Here is a 19,075-nt window from a genome sequence, read left to right as displayed (position 1 = left end):
CGGGCGCCCTCGTCGTGTTCCGGGGCGTCAGTCGCGCTGGGCCAGCGCCAGCGTCCGGGTCGCCTCGCCGACCACGGCCGCGTCGATGAACGTGCCGTCCGGGAGGGCCTGGGCGGAGCTGTTGACGGCCGCCGCCCGGAGGATGGTCCGCGCCTTCTCGATCTCCTCCGGGGTGGGGAGGTAGGCCCGTTCGATGATCGGGAGCTGGCGGGGGTGGATCGCCGCCCGGCCCATGAAGCCGAGGGCCCGGCCGTGGGCGCAGGTCGCCGCGAGCCCCTCCAGATCGCGGACGTCGGGGTGCACCGACTGGGGTGGCGGGGCGAGGGCCGCCGCCCGCGCCGCGTTGACGACGCGGGAGCGCGGCCAGTCGAGCCCGCTGTCGCACCGCACGCCCAGGTCGGCCCGCAGATCGGCCTCGCCCAGGGAGATGCCGCGCAGCGCGGGGTGGGCGGAGGCGATGGCGTAGGCGTGCTCGATCGCGAGGGCCGATTCCAGCAGCGCGTACAGGGGTGGCCGGCTGCCGTCGGCGTCCGTCCTGCCCGCCGCCTCCGTGATGTGGCGGGGCGACGCCACCTTGGGCAGGCGCAGTCCCGCCACGCCGGGGAGGGCGGCCAGCGTCTTCAGGTCCGTGTCGGCCCACGGGGTGTCCAGGGCGTTGACGCGGACGTGCACCGGTGTGGGGTGACGGGGCTCGGAGAGCAGTTCCGCGGTGGCGGCGCGGGCGTAGTCCTTGCGTTCGGGCGCGACGGCGTCCTCCAGGTCGACCACGACGACGTCGGCGCCCGCGACTAGGGCCTTGCCGACCACGTCGGGGCGGTCACCGGGGGCGTACAGCCAGGTCAGTGGTGTGGTCACAGGGCGCCCTCCGCACGGAGGGCGGTCAGCTCCTCGGGGGTCAGGCCCAGTTCGGTGAGCACCTCGTCGGTGTCCGCGCCGTGCGGGCGGCCCGCCCAGCGGATCGAGCCGGGCGTGGCGGAGAGGCGGAAGAGGACGTTCTGCATACGGAGCGGGCCCAGGTCGGGGTCGTCGACCGTCGTGACCGTGTCCAGGGCCGCGTACTGGGGATCGGTCATCACGTCGCGGACGTCCTGGATCGGGGCCACCGCCGCCTCCGCCTTCTCGAAGGCCGCGAGGACCTCCTCGCGGGGGCGTTCGGCGATCCAGCTGCCGACCGCCTCGTCGAGCACGTCCGTGTGCCGGGCGCGGTCGGCGCCCGTGGCGAACCACGGCTCGTCGATCAGCTCGGGGCGGCCCACCAGCCGCATGACGCGTTCCGCGATGGACTGGGCCGAGGTCGAGACCGCGACCCAACTGCCGTCGGCCGTGCGGTAGGTGTTGCGCGGGGCGTTGTTCTGGGAGCGGTTGCCGGTGCGGGGCTGGACGTGGCCGAGCTGGTCGTACCAGAGGGGGTGCGGGCCGAGGACCGTGAGGATCGGTTCGATGATCGCCATGTCGACGACCTGGCCCTCGCCGGTGCGGTCGCGGGCGGCCAGGGCGGCCATCACCGCGTACGCCGTGGCCAGTCCGGCGATGGAGTCGGCGAGGCCGAAGGGCGGGAGGGTCGGGGGCGCGTCGGGCTCGCCCGTGATGGCGGCGAAGCCGCTCATCGCCTCGGCGAGGGTGCCGAAGCCCGGGCGATGGGCGTAGGGGCCGAACTGGCCGAAGGCGGTGACGCGGGTGAGGACCAGGCGGGGGTTGACGGCGGACAGCTCCGGCCAGCCGAGGTCCCATTTCTCCAGGGTGCCCGGGCGGAAGTTCTCGATGACGACGTCCGCCTCCGCGACCAGGCGGCGCAGGGTGGCCTGGCCGCCGGGCTTGGAGAGGTCGAGGGTGATGGTGCGCTTGTTGCGGCCGAGGTGCTTCCACCACAGGCCGATGCCGTCCTTGGCGGGGCCGTGGCCGCGGGAGGGGTCCGGTTTCCTCGGGTGCTCGATCTTGACGACCTCCGCGCCGAAGTCGCCGAGCAGGGTGGCGGCGAGGGGGCCGGCGAAGAGGGTGGCCAGGTCGAGGACGCGGAGGCCGCCGAGCGGCGGGGTGGGCGTGGTCATGTCGTGCACTCGGTACGGGTCATGGGCGGGTCGCCTCCAGGAGGGTGAGGTGGGCCAGCGTGTCGAAGCCGGTGCCGTCGAAGTCCGCGGTGGAGGTGGCGAGGCGGTTCTTGAGGGGGGCCGTCCAGTGGTCCGGGAGAGCGGCGGGGGTGCCCGCGAGCAGGCCGGCGACGCTGCCGGCGGTGGCCCCGTTGGAGTCGGTGTCCCAGCCGCCGGAGACGGCACGGCAGACGGCGCCCGTGAAGTCGCCGTCCGCGTGGGTGAGGGCGGCGGCGATCAGGGCGGTGTTGGGCACGGCGTGCACCCAGTGGTAGGCGGCGTGCCGGGTGTGGAGTTCGTCCACGACCGTGTCGAAGTCCTCGTGGGACCGGGCGAGTTCGACGGCGTGCCGGACGGCCTCGGCCAGGCGGGAGTGCGGGGGGACGACACCGAGTCCGGTCCGCAGGCTGGTGTGGACGTCGGCGGTGCCGGTGGCCGCGGTGGCGATGGTGGCGGCGGTGAACATCGCCGCGTAGACGCCGTTCGCGGTGTGGCTGAGCGTGGCGTCCCGGTGTGCCTGCTCGGCCGCTGCGGCGGGGTCGCCGGGGTTGGTCCAGCCGTGCAGGTCGGCGCGGATGAGGGCGCCGATCCACTCGCGGAAGGGGTTGCGGTGGCGGGCGGTGTGCGGGGGCTCGATGCCGGTGAGGAGATTGCGGTAGGCGACGCGTTCGGCGGTGAAGGCGCGGCCGGCGGGGAGTTCGTCGAGCCAGAGTCCCGCCACGTCCGCGGTGGTGAAGTCCCTGGTGCGCCGCTGGAGCAGGAGGAGGTTGAGGAGGGGGTAGTTGAGGTCGTCGTCCTCGGGCATGCCGTCGATGTTCTCGGCGAGCGAGGTACCGGCCGAGCGGCGGTTCCAGGGGTAGGTGTCGAGGAGCGCCCGGGGGACTCCCCGGGCGGTGAAGTAGGCGGCCAGGGGCCAGTTGCCGGCGGCGCGGGCGAGTTGGCGGATTCCCGTGAGGGGCAGCTTCTCGACCGGTTTGCCCAGCAGACAGCCGACGGCCCGGCCCAGCCAGGCGGCGTGCAGGCGTGCCTCCAGGCCGGCCTGCACTCCGGCGGCGCGGTCCGGCGACGGCCAGTCGGGGCACAGGGACCTGATCCTCGCCAGTCCCGTCGGCTCCCGGTCCTGGAGCCGGCTGGGCAGGTCCGCCAGTTCGTCCAGCAGGTCCTCGGCCAGTTGCCGCAGGTAGCGGGAGGCCGGTTGGGGAGAGGCGCCCGCCCGGACCGGGGCGTCGGGGCCGCCCGCCAGTTTCCAGCGCCTCTCGACGGCGGTCGGGCGGCGGCCGTCCTGGTGCGCCTGGCGGAGTTCGTGGCCGAGCAGGTCCTCGGGCTGGACCCAGGTCAGTCGGAGCATCCGCTGCCTCCCAGCGCGGTGAACGACTCCTCGTGGGCACGGCGCCGCTCCACGTCCCGCTGGAAGATCTCCGCCGTGACCTCGCCGAGCGCGCGCGCCGGTTCCCACAGGTCGAGGCGGCTGGCCTCCGCCACCGTCTTCGACCACTCGTCCGGCACCGGGGAGCCCAGGGCCCCCGCCAGCGCGCCCGCCATCGTCGCGATCGAGTCGCAGTCGCGGCCGTAGTTGACCGCGCCGAGGACGGCCTGGCGGTAGTCGCCGCCCGCGACCAGCAACATGCCGAGCGCGACGGGCAGTTCCTCGATGGCGTGCAGCCGGGAGGGGCGGCGGGCACCGAGCGAGGGGGCGCGGTAGTCGGGACCCACCGTGTCGTACGGGGTCACCGCCTCGCGCAGCGGAGTCAGCGCGGACTCGAAGTCCGAGTACCGGCCCGCCACTTCGCACACCGCCGCGATCGCGGCCCGGGTGCCGTCCTTCGCGTGCTCCAGGCAGGCCGCCACCACCGACTCCGGTGTCGCCCCGGGGACGCAGGCCGCCGCCACCGCCGCCGCGAAGACGCCCGCCGCCTCGCGGCCGTACGAGGACTGGTGGGCGCCCGCGACGTCCAGGGCCTCGGCGTAGGCGCCGGCCGGGTTGGCCGCGTTGACCAGGCCGACCGGGGCCATGTACATCGCGGCCCCGCAGTTGACGATGTTGCCGACGCCCGCCTCCCGGGGGTCGACGTGACCGTAGTGGATCCGTGCCACCAGCCACTTCTCCGCCAGGAAGATGCGCTGCAGGGGGAGTGCCTGCGCCTCCAGCTCCGGGATCCAGCGCGGGGTGGTGATCAGGTCCGGGACCAGGTGGTCGGCGACGGCATAGGCGTCGAGGTGGTCGCGGACCTCGGTGTAGACCCGTACCAGCGCATGGGTCATCAAGGTGTCGTCGGTGACGTGGCCGTCGCCCTTGTGGTACGGCGCGATGGGGCGGGCGGTGCGCCAGGCGCCGCCGTTCCAGGGGCCGACGATGCCGTGGACGCGGCCGCCGTGGCGCTCGGTGATCTGGTCGGGGGAGTAGCCCTCGACGGGGCCGCCGAGAGCGTCGCCGACGGCCGCGCCGACCAGGGCGCCGGTGATCCGCTGACTGAGGGAGTCTGCTCGGCTTTCTTCTCCTTTGGGGGTCATGAGCCGAATCATCCCCCTGGCGGGGCCGGTTGTGCGGCTTCCAGGAGTTCGGCGAGTTCCACCAGGTCGGTGCCGGTGAGGCGGGGGAGTACGCAGCCGGAGAGGTGCCGGCAGGTCTCGCGCCAGGTGCCGGGGATCGCCGCGCCGCCGCCGAGCGCGCCGGTCAGGGCACCCGCGAGGGCCGGGGCCGAGTCCGCGACGCGCGAGAGGCAGGCCGCGGCGGGCACCGCCTCCGCGATCCGGCCCCGGGAGGCCACGGTGAGCGCGAGGGCGACCGGGACGGTCTCGGCGGCGGCGATGCCGTAGCTGTAGACGTGGTCGACGATCTGGTGTTCCAGGAGGGGGATGAGCGCGAAGGCGCTGACGGCCTCCGCCGCGAGCTTCAGGGCGTGGCGGGCGTTGCGCCCGATCTCCGTCCCTTCGGGTAGTTCGGCGAGTGCCGCGGTCGCACAGGCGTGCGGACTCGCGCCGGTGAGCGCGACGGACACGGCGGCCGCCATCGCCCGGGCGCCGTGCACACCGTCGCCGTCCTGGGTGTAGCGGGCGTCGAACTCCGCGAGGGACGCGGCGAGCGCGGGGTCACCGGGGTGGGCGACGGCCAGCACGCAGGCCCGGACACAGGCGGCGTCGTCGAAGTAGTGCGGGTTGTCGTGGCCGGTGGCGGGCGGGCGCAGGCCGGCGGCGAGGTTGCCGAGGCCGGCCCGGACGGAGATGCGGGCGCGCAGCGGGAGGACGGCGGACTCGATCTCGGGGGCACGCATCGCCGCCGCCGCGACCTCGCTGGCCACGGAGTTCCAGGTGAGGTCGATGGCCGCCCGGACCCGGCGTTCCCGGCTGAGGTCGCCGAGGACGGTGTCGTCGCCGGCGCGCAGCACGGCCTCCGCGGCGAAGGCCGCCCACTCGGCGTCGTCGGAGGGGCCGAGGCGCAGGGGCTCGGGGGGCTGGTTCAGAGCGATGGGGACGGGGAGGGTGGTCGTCGCGTTGTTCTCGGCGAAGGTGTCGAGTTCGCGGGTGAGGCGCCGGGTCCATTCGGGCATGCGGGCGGCGCGGTGGCGGGCGGCGGGCCAGCCGGCGGCGTCGCCCGCGGCCAGGCCCAGGAGGAGGCCCTCGATCCTGCTGCCTGCGGGGTGGGGTGCCGTCTCGGCGTCGGCTGCGACCGCGGCCCTGGGTTGCTCGACCGCACCGCCCGTGCGGGTTGCGTCGGCGGTGTCGGTGTCGGTGTCTGTGGGCTCGGGGTCCGGGTGGCCTGTCAGGGCCTCTTCGAGGTCCGTCGACGTCGGCGGGGTGTCCAGGGTCAGGGGGGCCGTCTCGTCCCACGGGGCCGGAGGTCTCATCGGACCGCCCCTCCCGGCGCGGCCGTCGCCCGCCCGGCCCGGTGGGGGCGGTCGTCCTCCGGGGTGAGCAGGTCCGCGACCTCCAGCACGTGGTGGCCGGCCATCGACGGCAGGCAGCTCCCCCGCGCCGGGCCGATCGCCGCAGCCCACTCCTGCGGGATCGCGGACTCGCCCTGCGAGGCTCCGGCCAGGGCGCCCGCGACCGCGGCCGTGGTGTCGGCGTCCCGGCCCATGTTGACGGCCGTGAGCACCGCCTCCTTGAAGTCGCCGTCGGCCGCCGCGTAGGCCCCGAAGGCCAGGGCTACGGCCTCGGGGGCCAGGTCGGTCCAGGGGTAGCCGCCGATGACCACGGCCGAGCGCACCGCGCGTTCGCCGCGGTGGGCCACGACCACGGCCCGGCGCAGGGAGCGCGCGGTCCAGGAGTCGTCCGGCACGACGGCGAGCGCGGAGGCCACCACGGCGGTGGCCGGGGCGCCCGCCATCGCCGCCGCGACCCCGGCCGCGACCGCCTGGCCGCCGTAGATGCCCTCGCCCTCGTGGCTGACCGAGCCGTCGATCGCGACCAGACGGGCCGCCTCGGCGGGGCGGCCGGCGGCGAACACCCCGAACGGCGCGGCGCGCATCGCGAGGCCGTCGCTCCAGGCGTGCCGGTGCTGGGCGGAGATGGGGGCGGCGAGGCCGCGGCGGAGGTTCTCCAGCGTGCCGCGCTCGCTGAAGCCCGCGCCCCGGAACTGGCCCTCGGCGCGGTCCGCGATCCAGGCGTGCCAGGCCGCCTCCACATGGGCGGGGGTGAGCGCGGAGCCGTGCCGGGCGAGCAGCAGGCCCGAGAAGATCGCGTACTCGGTGTCGTCGGTGCCCGACGGGCGCTCGGCGACGTAGCCGGTGATACGGCCCCAGCGGGCGCGGATCTCGGACGGCTTCATGTTCTCGGCGGGGGCGCCCAGGGCGTCGCCGACGGCGAGGCCGAGCAGGGCGCCGCGGGCCCGGGACCGTAGTGCGTCGGCCTCCCCGGGGGCCGGTTCCGAGGGAACGCGGGCGATCGATGGCATCGCGGCCTCTCCTCTCAGGGCGTTGAACCCTTTGCGGAACTGTCCCCGGTGCGGTGTGCCGCGCAGCCTCACGCGCCTCAGTGTCACCCGGTCGACATTTGAGCGGTTCAGTAATCGAATGAGCAAGAAAGGGTAAAGCCGCAGGTTAGACGAGCCTTTCCTTCCTGGCGGGGGTGAAATCCGGGGCGTAGGCTGGGTAATGTCAAAAAGTAGAACGCATCCAAGTTTGCTCTTCTGGGGGACCCGACATGGCGATCATCGAGACCGAGGCCGCGCTGCACGAGGCGCATCGCGACAACCACACGCACCGGGACGTCAACGGCGGCTGGCTGCGCCCCGCCGTGTTCGGCGCGATGGACGGCCTGGTCTCCAACCTCGCCCTGATGACCGGTGTCGCGGGTGGCGCGGTCGGTCAGCAGACGATCGTGCTGACCGGCCTCGCGGGCCTCGCCGCCGGAGCCTTCTCGATGGCCGCCGGCGAGTACACCTCGGTGGCCTCGCAGCGTGAGCTGGTCGAGGCCGAGCTGGACGTCGAGCGCCGCGAGCTGCGCAAGCACCCGCAGGACGAGGAGGCCGAGCTCGCCCACCTCTACGAGGCCCGGGGCGTCGAGCCGGAGCTGGCCCGCGAGGTGGCCCGGCAGCTGTCGAAGGATCCCGAGCAGGCGCTGGAGATCCACGCCCGCGAGGAGCTCGGCATCGATCCGGGCGATCTGCCCTCGCCGCTGGTCGCGGCGGTGTCGAGCTTCGGTTCCTTCGCACTCGGGGCCCTGCTTCCCGTCCTGCCGTACCTGCTCGGTGCGACGGTGCTGTGGCCCGCGGTGCTGCTCGCGTTGCTCGGGCTGTTCGGATGTGGTGCCGTGGTGGCGAGGGTGACGGCGCGGACCTGGTGGTTCAGCGGGCTGCGGCAGCTCGCCCTCGGCGGTGCGGCCGCCGGTGTGACGTATGCCCTGGGCAGTCTGTTCGGAACGGCCGTAGGATAGGGTCTCCGGGCTTTATGCGGAGGGCCGCATAAGTAGCCGTTACCGCCTGGTTTCGAGTGCGTAATCGCCGGGCATGAGCCGTAAGCGCTGTGGGCAATGAGGCCTTTGGCGCACTCACGGGGCGAGCGGCGCTGCTCGCCCTTCTACCGGGCCGACGGACAAGGATCTGTCCTCCCCGGCCCCCCATAATCTGCTGCCGCCGAGCCGCGGTGCCTTCGTCGCGCACCCTCGCGAGAAGTCCGCATGTTGGAATGGTCTATCCGGTTCCCGAGATCCGCTCCATCATGTAACCTGCACGAAATTTTGATCTCACGCGAGGGCCAGCGTCGTCCCTCGGCACTTGAACATGCCACTTGACGACGGGAGAGCCGATGCGTACGCCGCGCCAGCCGTCCCAGCACTCCGCGAATGGCCGGAACTGGTCTTTCATGGATGCTCGCCCTGCTGCGCAGGGTATGTACGACCCCCGCAACGAGCACGACGCCTGTGGCGTCGGCTTCGTGGCCACCCTCACCGGTGAGGCGAGCCATGCGCTGGTCGAACAGGCGCTCACCGTGCTGCGCAACCTGGAGCACCGCGGGGCCACCGGCTCCGAGCCGGACTCCGGTGACGGCGCGGGCATCCTCGCCCAGGTGCCGGACTCCTTCTTCCGCGAGGTGGCTGGATTCGCACTGCCGCAGGCCGGTGGCTACGCCGTCGGTATCGCCTTCCTGCCCGAGGACGGCACCGACGAGGCCGTCTCACGGATCGAGACGATCGCCGCGGACGAGGGCCTGACCGTCCTCGGCTGGCGCGAGGTGCCGGTCGCGCCCGAGTTGCTCGGCGCCACCGCCCGCTCGACGATGCCCGCCTTCCGGCAGATCTTCGTGACGGACGGCGCGTCCGAGGGCATCGCACTGGACCGCAAGGCCTTCGTGCTGCGCAAGCGCGCCGAGCGCGAGGCCGGCGTCTACTTCCCGTCGCTGTCCGCGCGGACGATCGTCTACAAGGGCATGCTGACCACCGGCCAGCTGGAGCCGTTCTTCCCGGACCTGTCCGACCGCCGGTTCGCCTCCACGATCGCGCTCGTGCACTCCCGGTTCTCCACGAACACCTTCCCGTCGTGGCCGCTGGCGCACCCGTACCGCTTCGTCGCGCACAACGGTGAGATCAACACCGTCAAGGGCAACCGCAACTGGATGCGGGCCCGGGAGTCGCAGCTGTACTCCGAGCTGTTCGGCGCCCCCGGGAAGCTGGAGAAGGTCTTCCCGGTCTGCACGCCCGACGCCTCCGACTCGGCGTCCTTCGACGAGGTGCTCGAACTGCTGCACCTCGGCGGGCGCTCGCTGCCCCACTCGGTGCTGATGATGATCCCCGAGGCGTGGGAGAACCACGACTCCATGGACCCGGCCCGGCGCGCCTTCTACCAGTACCACTCCACGATGATGGAGCCCTGGGACGGCCCGGCGTGCGTCACCTTCACCGACGGCACCCAGGTCGGCGCCGTCCTCGACCGCAACGGTCTGCGCCCCGGCCGCTACTGGGTCACCGACGACGGCCTCGTCGTCCTCGGCTCCGAGGTCGGCGTCCTCGACATCGACCCGGCGAAGGTGGTCCGCAAGGGACGCCTCCAGCCCGGCCGCATGTTCCTCGTGGACACCGCCGAGCACCGGATCATCGAGGACGACGAGATCAAGGCCCAGCTCGCCGCCGAGAACCCCTACGCCGAGTGGCTGGAGGCCGGCGAGATCGAGCTGAGCGATCTGCCCGAGCGTGAGCACATCGTGCACACCCACGCCTCGGTCACCCGCCGCCAGCAGACCTTCGGCTACACCGAGGAAGAGCTGCGCATCATCCTGGCGCCGATGGCCAAGACCGGCGGTGAGCCGCTGGGCTCGATGGGCACGGACTCGCCGATCGCGGCACTCTCCGAGCGCCCGCGCCTGCTCTTCGACTACTTCACCCAGCTGTTCGCGCAGGTCACCAACCCGCCGCTGGACGCGATCCGCGAGGAGCTGGTCACCTCGCTGCGCTCCTCCCTCGGCCCGCAGGGCAACCTGCTCGAGCCGACGGCCGCTTCCTGCCGCTCGGTCACCCTGCCCTTCCCGGTGATCGACAACGACGAGCTGGCCAAGCTGATCCACATCAACGCCGACGGCGACATGCCCGGCATGAAGGCCGCCACGCTCTCCGGGCTCTACCGCGTCAGCGGGGGCGGTGACTCGCTCGCCGCGCGGATCGAGGAGATCTGCGCCGAGGCCGACGGCGCCATCGAGAACGGCGCCCGGCTGATCGTGCTGTCCGACCGGCACTCGGACGCCGAGCACGCCCCGATCCCCTCGCTGCTGCTCACCGCGGCCGTCCACCACCACCTCATCCGCACCAAGCAGCGCACCCACGTGGGCCTGCTGGTCGAGGCCGGTGACGTCCGCGAGGTCCACCATGTCGCCCTGCTGATCGGCTACGGCGCCGCCGCCGTCAACCCGTACCTGGCGATGGAGTCCGTCGAGGACCTGGTCCGCGCGGGCACCTTCCTGCCGGGCCTGGAGGCCGAGAAGGCCATCCGCAACCTGATCTACGCGCTCGGCAAGGGCGTGCTGAAGGTCATGTCCAAGATGGGCATCTCCACCGTCGCCTCCTACCGTGGCGCCCAGGTCTTCGAGGCCGTCGGTCTCGACGAGACCTTCGTGGAGAAGTACTTCAACGGCACCGCCACGAAGATCGGCGGCGTGGGCATCGACGTGGTCGCCAAGGAGGTCGCCGCCCGGCACGCCAAGGCGTACCCGGCCTCGGGCATCGCCCCGGCGCACCGCGCGCTGGAGATAGGCGGCGAGTACCAGTGGCGCCGCGAGGGCGAGCCGCACCTGTTCGACCCGGAGACGGTCTTCCGCCTCCAGCACTCCACGCGCACCGGCCGCTACGACATCTTCAAGAAGTACACCGAGCGCGTGAACGAGCAGTCCGAGCGCCTGATGACGCTGCGCGGCCTGTTCGGCTTCGCGTCCGGCCGGCAGCCGGTCCCGCTCGACGAGGTCGAGCCGGCCGGCGAGATCGTCAAGCGGTTCTCCACCGGTGCCATGTCCTACGGCTCGATCTCGCGCGAGGCGCACGAGACGCTCGCCATCGCCATGAACCAGCTGGGCGGCAAGTCCAACACCGGTGAGGGCGGCGAGGACCCGGACCGCCTGTACGACCCGGCCCGCCGGTCGTCGATCAAGCAGGTGGCCTCCGGCCGCTTCGGCGTGACCAGCGAGTACCTGGTCAACTCCGACGACATCCAGATCAAGATGGCCCAGGGCGCCAAGCCCGGCGAGGGCGGTCAGCTGCCCGGCCACAAGGTGTACCCGTGGGTGGCGAAGACCCGGCACTCCACGCCGGGCGTGGGGCTCATCTCCCCGCCGCCGCACCACGACATCTACTCCATCGAGGATCTGGCCCAGCTGATCCACGACCTGAAGAACGCCAACCCGCAGGCCCGCATCCACGTGAAGCTGGTCTCCGAGGTCGGCGTCGGCACCGTCGCCGCCGGTGTGTCCAAGGCGCACGCCGACGTGGTGCTCATCTCCGGTCACGACGGCGGCACCGGTGCCTCGCCGCTGACCTCGCTGAAGCACGCGGGCGGCCCCTGGGAGCTCGGCCTCGCCGAGACCCAGCAGACGCTGCTGCTCAACGGCCTGCGCGACCGGATCGTCGTCCAGACCGACGGCCAGCTGAAGACCGGCCGCGACGTCGTGATCGCCGCGCTGCTCGGCGCCGAGGAGTTCGGTTTCGCGACCGCGCCGCTCGTCGTCTCGGGCTGCGTCATGATGCGCGTCTGCCACCTGGACACCTGCCCGGTCGGCATCGCCACCCAGAACCCGACGCTGCGCGAGCGCTTCACGGGCAAGGCCGAGTACGTGGTGAACTTCTTCCAGTTCATCGCCGAGGAGGTCCGCGAGCTGCTGGCCGAGCTGGGCTTCCGCACCATCGAGGAGGCCGTCGGCCACGCCGAGGCCCTCGACGTCACGCGCGCCGTCGACCACTGGAAGGCCCAGGGCCTGGAGCTGGAACCGCTGTTCCACGTGCCCGAACTGCCCGAGGGCGCGGTCCGCCACCAGCTGATCGCGCAGGACCACGGCCTGGAGAAGGCGCTCGACAACGAGCTGATCAGGCTCGCCGCCGACGCCCTGGCCGCGGCCGGTGCCGCCGACGCCCAGCCGGTGCGCGCCCAGGTCGCCATCCGCAACATCAACCGCACGGTCGGCACCATGCTCGGCCACGAGGTGACGAAGAAGTTCGGTGGCGCGGGCCTGCCCGACGACACCATCGACATCACCTTCACCGGCTCGGCCGGCCAGTCCTTCGGCGCCTTCGTCCCGCGCGGCATCACGCTGCGCCTGGAGGGCGACGCCAACGACTACGTCGGCAAGGGCCTGTCGGGCGGCCGTGTGATCGTGCGCCCGGACCGGGGCGCGGACCACCTCGCCGAGTACAGCGTCATCGCGGGCAACACCCTCGCGTACGGCGCGACCGGCGGCGAGATGTTCCTGCGCGGCAAGGTCGGCGAGCGCTTCTGCGTCCGCAACTCCGGCGCGCTGGTGGTCTCCGAGGGCGTGGGCGACCACGGCTGCGAGTACATGACCGGCGGCCACGCGGTGGTGCTCGGCGAGACGGGCCGCAACTTCGCGGCCGGCATGTCCGGCGGCATCGCGTACGTGATCGACCTCGACCGCGACAACGTCAACGTCGGCAACGTCGGGGCCGTGGAGGCCCTCGACGACACCGACAGGCAGTGGCTGCACGACGTGGTGCGCCGCCACCAGGAGGAGACCGGCTCCACGGTCGCCGAGAAGCTCCTGGCCGAGTGGGACACCGCGGTCGACCGCTTCAGCAAGATCATCCCCAGCACGTACAAGGCAGTGCTCGCCGCCAAGGACGCCGCCGAGCGAGACGGTCTGACCGAGTCCGAGATCACCGAGAAGATGATGGAGGCGGCGATCAATGGCTGACCCGAAGGGCTTTCTGAACCACGGCCGCGAGGTCGCCAGGTCCCGCCCGGTCGAAGAGCGCGTCCGGGACTGGAACGAGGTCTACGTCCCCGGTTCGCTGCTGCCGATCATCAGCAAGCAGGCCAGCCGCTGCATGGACTGCGGCATCCCGTTCTGCCACAACGGCTGTCCGCTCGGGAACCTGATCCCCGAGTGGAACGACTTCGCCTACCGCGAGGACTGGGGCGCCGCGTCCGAGCGTCTGCACGCCACGAACAACTTCCCGGAGTTCACGGGCCGTCTGTGCCCGGCCCCGTGCGAGTCGGCGTGCGTGCTCGGCATCAACCAGCCGGCGGTCACCATCAAGAACGTCGAGGTCTCGATCATCGACAAGGCGTGGGAGACCGGGGACGTGGCCCCGCAGATCCCGGAGCGCCTGTCCGGCAAGACGGTCGCGGTGATCGGCTCCGGCCCCGCGGGTCTGGCGGCGGCCCAGCAGCTGACCCGCGCCGGCCACACCGTGGCGGTGTACGAGCGGGCGGACCGCGTCGGCGGCCTGCTGCGCTACGGCATCCCCGAGTTCAAGATGGAGAAGCGGCACATCAACCGCCGCATCGAGCAGATGCGCGCGGAGGGCACCCGCTTCCGCACCGGCGTCGAGATCGGCCGTGACCTGAAGGCGACGGACCTGCGCAAGCGCTACGACGCGGTCGTCATCGCCGCCGGTGCCACGACCGCCCGTGACCTCCCCGTCCCCGGCCGGGAACTCCAGGGCATCCACCAGGCGATGGAGTACCTGCCGCTGGCCAACAAGGTCCAGGAGGGCGACTACGTCACCACCCCGCTCTCGGCCGAGGGCAAGCACGTGGTCGTCATCGGCGGCGGCGACACCGGCGCCGACTGCGTGGGCACCGCCCACCGGCAGGGCGCGGCCTCCGTCACCCAGCTGGAGATCATGCCCCGCCCCGGCGAGGACCGCGACGCAGCCCGGCAGCCGTGGCCGACCTTCCCCATGCTGTACAAGGTCACGTCCGCGCACGAGGAGGGCGGCGAGCGGGTCTACGCCGTATCGACCACCCACTTCGAGGGCGACGAGGACGGCAACGTCCAGTGGCTGCACCTGGTCGAGGTCGAGTTCGTCGACGGCAGGCCGACCTCGCAGCCGGGCACGGAGCGCAAGATTCCCGCCCAACTGGTCACGCTGGCGATGGGCTTCACCGGCACCGACCGCGACAACGGCCTGGTCGAGCAGTTCGGCCTGGACCTCGACGAGCGCGGCAACATCGCCCGCGACGCCGACTTCCAGACCAACGTGCCGGGCGTCTACGTCGCCGGTGACGCCGGTCGCGGCCAGTCCCTCATCGTGTGGGCGATCGCGGAGGGCCGCTCGGCCGCCCGCGGCGTGGACCGCTTCCTCACGGGCGCCAGCGACCTCCCGGCCCCGATCCGCCCGACCGACCGCGCGCTGATGGTCTGACGCGCCGGCCGAAGAAGACGTCCCGTACAACGGCGTACGGGCTGGTTGTCTGGGGGTTCCCCAGACACCCCCGAGACGGCGCCCGCCCGCCAGTCCCCGACCGGACGACAGGGCGGGCGCCGTCAGTTGTGCCGTAGTCTCGCCGCGTGGCAGCCATCAGTCTCACCAAGGTGGAACAGAGCGCGCCCGCGCTCGTGAACCTGTACAAGAGCGCCGCGGTCTCGCTGGCCAAGCACGGTCTGGAGGGACAACGGGCCGCGGTGTACCTCGTCGTCGACTACTCGGGGTCCATGAAGCCGTACTACCAGGACGGCAGCGTGCAGGCGCTCGCCGACCGGGTGCTCGGGCTCTCGGCGCACCTGGACGACGACGGGAGGGTGCCCGTGGTCTTCTTCTCCACCGACGTCGACGCCGTCACCGAGATCGCGCTCGCCGACCACCAGGGCCGGATCGAGCGGATCGTGTCGGGCCTCGGCCACATGGGCAGGACCAGCTACCACCTGGCCATGGACGCCGTCATCGACCACCATCTCGACAGCGGCTCCCGGGACCCGGCCCTCGTCGTCTTCCAGACCGACGGCGGCCCCATCAACCGGCCGGCCGCCGAGAAGTTCCTGTGCAAGGCGGCGAAACTCCCGCTGTTCTGGCAGTTCATAGGCTTCGGGGATCCGCACAGCAAGCAGTTCGACTTCCTGCGCAAGCTCGACGAACTGCCCGTGCCGCAGCGGCGGGTGGTCGACAACGCCGGGTTCTTCCACGCCGGTGAGGACCCGCGCCAGGTGTCCGACGCCGAGCTGTACGACCGTCTCGTGGGCGAGTTCCCCCAGTGGCTGGCGGCGGCACGGGAGCGGGGCATCGTGACGGCCGGCTGAGGCGCCCCGGTCCGGCCGAGATCTTTCGTGCGCCTTTGGCTTGAGCTCTCCGCCCTGTCACTGTCACCCTGAGGGTGATCCGACGGGGAGGGCGGCGACGCATGGACGGCGCGGGTTCGGTGAACACGGCGCGCGGCAGGGGGAGTTCCCCGGCGCGGGGCGAGAAGGTGGCCGACTGGGCCGACGGGCGCCTCGGGCTCTACTCGCTGGCCAAGGCCAACATGCGCAAGGTGTTCCCGGACCACTGGTCCTTCATGCTCGGAGAGGTCTGCCTCTACAGCTTCCTGGTCCTCCTCCTCACCGGCGTCTACCTCACGCTGTTCTTCGAGCCGAGCAGCGCCGAGGTGGTGTACGAGGGGTCCTACACGCCGCTCAACGGCATCGTGATGACCCGGGCGTTCGAGTCCACCCTGGAGATCAGCTTCGACGTCCGCGGCGGCCTGCTGATCCGGCAGATCCACCACTGGGCGGCCCTGGTCTTCGTCGCCGGGATGCTCGTGCACATGATGCGGGTGTTCTTCACCGGGGCCTACCGCAAGCCCCGCGAGGTCAACTGGGTCTTCGGCTGGACCCTGTTGCTGCTCGGCGTCATCACCGGTCTCACGGGCTACTCGCTCCCCGACGACCTGCTCTCAGGCACCGGCCTGCGCTTCGCCCAGGGCGCCATCCTGTCGATCCCGATCGTGGGGACGTACGTGGCGTTCTTCCTGTTCGGCGGCGAGTTCCCGGGCCACGACATCATCTCGCGGCTGTTCCCGATCCATGTGCTGCTGCTGCCCGGGATCATGCTGGGCCTGGTGGTGGCCCATCTGATCCTGGTCTTCTACCACAAGCACACTCAGTACCCCGGCCCCGGCCGTGCGGAGAGGTCCGTCGTCGGCATGCCCTTCCTGCCGGTCTACATGGCCAAGGCCGGCGGCTTCTTCTTCCTGGTCTTCGGCGTGCTCGCGATGATGGGCGGACTGGCGCAGATCAACCCCGTGTGGGCGTTCGGCCCCTACCGCGCCGACCTCGTCACCACCGGCGCCCAGCCCGACTGGTACCTCGGCTTCTCCGAGGGGCTGATCCGGGTGATGCCGGGATGGGAGATCGACCTCGGCGGGCACACCCTCGTCCTCGGCGTCTTCATCCCCTTCATGCTCTTTCCGCTGATCCTGGCCGCCATCGGCGTCTATCCCTTCATCGAGGCCTGGATCACCGGCGACCGACGCGAGCACCACCTCCTGGACCGGCCGCGCAACACCCCCGTCCGCACCGGCCTCGGCGTCGCCTGGCTCACCCTGTACGTGGTGTGCCTGATCGGCGGCGGCAACGACATCGTCGCCACCCATCTGCATCTGTCGATCAACGCCATCACGTGGTTCGTGCGGATCGCCTTCTTCGCCGCGCCGGTTCTGGCCTTCGTCGTCACCAAGCGCATCTGCCTGGGTCTGCAACGCCGGGACCGCGAGAAGGTGCTGCACGGCCGGGAGACCGGCACCATCAAGCGGCTGCCGCACGGCGAGTACGTCGAGGTCCACGAGCCCCTCAGTCAGGCCGACCGGCACACCCTCACCCAGCACGAGCAGCAGCCGCCGTACGAGATCGGGCCGCGCGTCGACGCGAACGGTGTGCGGCGTCCCGTCACCGTCTCCCAGCGGGTGCGCGCCCGGCTGGCCCGGGCCATGTTCGGACCCGACAGCCAGATCCCGAAGCCGACCCCGGAGGAGTACCGGGAGATCACGCGCGGGCACTGAGGACGACGTCCCGGCACTCGTCCGGGCCGCCCCAGGCACCGAGCAGGGCCCGTGCCTTGGTCAGCCACAGGGACAGGTCGTACTCCGCCGTGTAGCCGATCGCGCCGTGCAGCTGGAGCGCCGTGCGGGCCGTGGTGTACGCCGCCCGGCACGCCGTGACCTTGGCCGCGGCCACGTCGGCGGGGTCCATGGTCAGCGCGGCGCCGAACAGCAGCGGACGGGCGAAGTCCAGGGCGATCCTGGCGTCGGCCAGCCGGTGCTTGACCGCCTGGAACGAGCCGACGGCGACACCGAACTGGGTGCGCCGCCGGACGTGCGCGACGGTCCGTTCCAGCAGCGTGAGGCCCACGCCGAGGGCCTGCGCGGCCGTGGCGAGCCGCGCCCATGTGACGGCCTGTTCGACGGGCGGGGCGGGGGAGAGCAGCTCACCGCCGGGGAGGAGGGCGGTGAGACGGCGGGCCGGGTCCATGGAGGGGCGGACGGGAGCGGCGGGGCCGGGGGAGAGGCGCAGGCCCTCGGGAGTGAGGGCCAGACAGGTGGTGGCCGCGTCGCCGTCGAGTGCGTACGGGCCGCCCGCCGGTGTCAGCGTCGTCATCGTCGCGCCCGCCGCGAGGGGCGGCAGGAAGCGCCCCGCGAGGGCCGGTTCCGTGAGCAGCGCGGCCGCCGCGACCGTCTCCACCAATGGGCCCGGGACGGCGTGCCGGCCCAACTCCACGAAGGCGACGGCCAGTTCCACCGGGCGGGGGCCCAGCCCGTCGTACTCCTCGGGCACGGCCAGCGCGAAGACGCCCGCCTCGGCGATCCGGGACCACAGCGCGCGTCCGCCGGTGGGGTCGCCGCGGCTCCAGTCCCGCACCACGCGGGCGGTGTCGGCCGATGTGAGCAGGGCGTCCAGGGAGGCGGCGAAGGCGCGGTGCTCGGAATCGAGGAGGAAGCGCATCAGCGGCGCCCCTTCGGCAGGCCCAGCAGGCGCTCGGCCACGATGTCGCGCTGGATCTCGTTGGTCCCGGCGTAGATCGGGCCGGCCAGGGCGAAGACGTACGGCTCGGACCAGGGGGTGCCGGCCAGCTCGCCCTCGGGGCCGAGCAGATCGAGGGCGGTCTCGTGCAGCGCGATGTCGTACTCCGACCAGAACACCTTGTTCAGGCTGGACTCCGCGCCCAGCGGCTCGCCGTCCAGGAAGCGGGAGGCGGCGGCGAAGGTGAAGAGCTGGTAGGCGCGGGCGCCGATCAGCGCGTCGGCCACCCGCGCGCGGGTGGCGGCGGGGCTGCCCGCGGCCCGCCACAGCCGGTGCAGGCGGTCGGCGGCGGCCAGGAAGCGCCCCGGCGAACGGAGGGTGAGGCCACGTTCGTTGGCCGCTGTCGACATGGCGACATACCAACCCCGACCGGGCTCGCCGATGACGTCCTCGTCGGGGACGAAGACCTCGTCCAGGAACAGCTCGGCGAAGGCCGGCCTGCCGTCCAGCCGGGCGATCGGGCGGACGGTGACACCGGGCGCGCGCAGGTCGAACATCAGATACGTCAGACCCTGATGAGGTTTGGGCGTGTCCCGCTCACTGCGGAACAGCCCGAACGCGCGGTCCGCGAAGGGCGCCCGGGAGGACCAGGTCTTCTGGCCGGACAGCAGCCAGCCGCCGTCGGTGCGGTCGGCCCGCGACGTGAGCGAGGCGAGGTCCGAGCCCGCCTCCGGCTCCGACCACGCCTGCGCCCAGACGGTGCGGCCCGAGGCCATCGGCGGCAGGACGCGGGCCCGCTGCTCCCGCGTGCCATGGGCGAAGAGGGTGGGGGCCAGCAGGTGGATGCCGTTCTGGCCGACGCGCGCCGGGGCGGCCGCCGCGTAGTACTCCTCCTCGAAGAGCAGCCACCGGACGAGCCCGCTGTCCCGGCCGCCGAACTCCTCGGGCCAGTCGACGACCGACCAGCGGTCCGCGGCCAGTTCGGCCTCCCACGCGCGGTGCGCCGCGAAGCCCTCGGCGGTCTCCAGCGACGGCAGCGGCGTGCGCGGCACATGGACGTCGAGCCAGGCGCGCGCCTCGGCGCGGAAGGCCTCGTCGGCGGCGGAGTGCGTGAGGTCCACGGTC

General features: G+C 72.5%; 13 protein-coding genes. 5 read left to right on the top strand and 8 right to left on the bottom strand.

The window, feature by feature from the left end:
* Window positions 1-27 precede the first annotated feature (27 nt).
* The 6 genes from ACIP2X_RS23900 to ACIP2X_RS23875 are packed head-to-tail and all read right to left on the bottom strand — an operon-like array spanning window position 28 to window position 6,981.
* Window positions 28-855 carry an HpcH/HpaI aldolase/citrate lyase family protein gene (locus ACIP2X_RS23900; RefSeq protein WP_401676347.1) on the bottom strand — a complete coding sequence of 276 codons (828 nt, stop codon included), beginning with the start codon at window positions 853-855 and terminating at the stop codon, window positions 28-30.
* On the bottom strand, window positions 852-2,048 hold the full coding sequence (locus ACIP2X_RS23895) for a CaiB/BaiF CoA transferase family protein (RefSeq protein ID WP_401676345.1): 1,197 nt from the start codon (window positions 2,046-2,048) through the stop codon (window positions 852-854). Before ACIP2X_RS23895 ends, ACIP2X_RS23900 begins: the two co-directional genes overlap by 4 nt.
* A gap of 19 nt (window positions 2,049-2,067) precedes the next feature.
* A complete protein-coding gene (locus ACIP2X_RS23890; protein ID WP_401676343.1) occupies window positions 2,068-3,435 on the bottom strand; it encodes an ADP-ribosylglycohydrolase family protein in 1,368 nt (455 codons plus the stop codon).
* The gene (locus tag ACIP2X_RS23885; RefSeq protein WP_401676341.1) at window positions 3,423-4,598 is read right to left on the bottom strand and encodes an ADP-ribosylglycohydrolase family protein; all 1,176 of its coding nucleotides are present in this window, start codon (window positions 4,596-4,598) and stop codon (window positions 3,423-3,425) included. The genes ACIP2X_RS23890 and ACIP2X_RS23885 overlap by 13 nt, the downstream gene beginning before the upstream one ends.
* A gap of 8 nt (window positions 4,599-4,606) precedes the next feature.
* Complete coding sequence (locus ACIP2X_RS23880) at window positions 4,607-5,932, bottom strand: ADP-ribosylglycohydrolase family protein (RefSeq protein WP_401676339.1); 1,326 nt, start codon at window positions 5,930-5,932, stop codon at window positions 4,607-4,609.
* The gene (locus ACIP2X_RS23875; protein ID WP_401676337.1) at window positions 5,929-6,981 is read right to left on the bottom strand and encodes an ADP-ribosylglycohydrolase family protein; all 1,053 of its coding nucleotides are present in this window, start codon (window positions 6,979-6,981) and stop codon (window positions 5,929-5,931) included. The genes ACIP2X_RS23880 and ACIP2X_RS23875 overlap by 4 nt, the downstream gene beginning before the upstream one ends.
* Window positions 6,982-7,229: 248 nt before the next feature.
* On the opposite strand from ACIP2X_RS23875, the gene ACIP2X_RS23870 reads away from it, so the two are divergent.
* The 5 genes from ACIP2X_RS23870 (at window position 7,230) to ACIP2X_RS23850 (ending at window position 16,992) form a co-directional block, all read left to right on the top strand.
* On the top strand, window positions 7,230-7,961 hold the full coding sequence (locus tag ACIP2X_RS23870) for a VIT1/CCC1 transporter family protein (protein WP_401676335.1): 732 nt from the start codon (window positions 7,230-7,232) through the stop codon (window positions 7,959-7,961).
* 371 nt (window positions 7,962-8,332) lie between these two features.
* Entirely contained in the window at window positions 8,333-12,928 is a 4,596-nt protein-coding gene (gene gltB / locus ACIP2X_RS23865; RefSeq protein ID WP_401676333.1) for a glutamate synthase large subunit, read from the top strand.
* Window positions 12,921-14,384 (top strand): glutamate synthase subunit beta, encoded by a 1,464-nt coding sequence (locus tag ACIP2X_RS23860; RefSeq protein WP_401676331.1) that lies wholly within the window; start codon window positions 12,921-12,923, stop codon window positions 14,382-14,384. The genes gltB and ACIP2X_RS23860 overlap by 8 nt, the downstream gene beginning before the upstream one ends.
* Window positions 14,385-14,530: 146 nt before the next feature.
* The gene (locus ACIP2X_RS23855; RefSeq protein ID WP_401676328.1) at window positions 14,531-15,256 is read left to right on the top strand and encodes a vWA domain-containing protein; all 726 of its coding nucleotides are present in this window, start codon (window positions 14,531-14,533) and stop codon (window positions 15,254-15,256) included.
* A gap of 101 nt (window positions 15,257-15,357) precedes the next feature.
* Entirely contained in the window at window positions 15,358-16,992 is a 1,635-nt protein-coding gene (locus tag ACIP2X_RS23850) for a cytochrome bc complex cytochrome b subunit (protein WP_401676326.1), read from the top strand.
* Here ACIP2X_RS23850 and ACIP2X_RS23845 read toward each other — a convergent pair.
* Together ACIP2X_RS23845 and ACIP2X_RS23840 are read right to left on the bottom strand one after the other, a co-directional pair.
* The gene (locus ACIP2X_RS23845; RefSeq protein ID WP_401676324.1) at window positions 16,976-17,932 is read right to left on the bottom strand and encodes an acyl-CoA dehydrogenase family protein; all 957 of its coding nucleotides are present in this window, start codon (window positions 17,930-17,932) and stop codon (window positions 16,976-16,978) included. The genes ACIP2X_RS23850 and ACIP2X_RS23845 overlap by 17 nt on opposite strands.
* Window positions 17,932-19,071, bottom strand: coding sequence for an acyl-CoA dehydrogenase family protein (locus ACIP2X_RS23840; RefSeq protein ID WP_401676322.1), 1,140 nt, complete (start codon window positions 19,069-19,071; stop codon window positions 17,932-17,934). The genes ACIP2X_RS23845 and ACIP2X_RS23840 overlap by 1 nt, the downstream gene beginning before the upstream one ends.
* Window positions 19,072-19,075: the final 4 nt, after the last annotated feature.

The organism is Streptomyces sp. NPDC089424, assembly GCF_044749345.1.
Lineage (GTDB): Bacteria > Actinomycetota > Actinomycetes > Streptomycetales > Streptomycetaceae > Streptomyces.
This window is presented reverse-complemented; position numbering and strand designations above follow the sequence as displayed.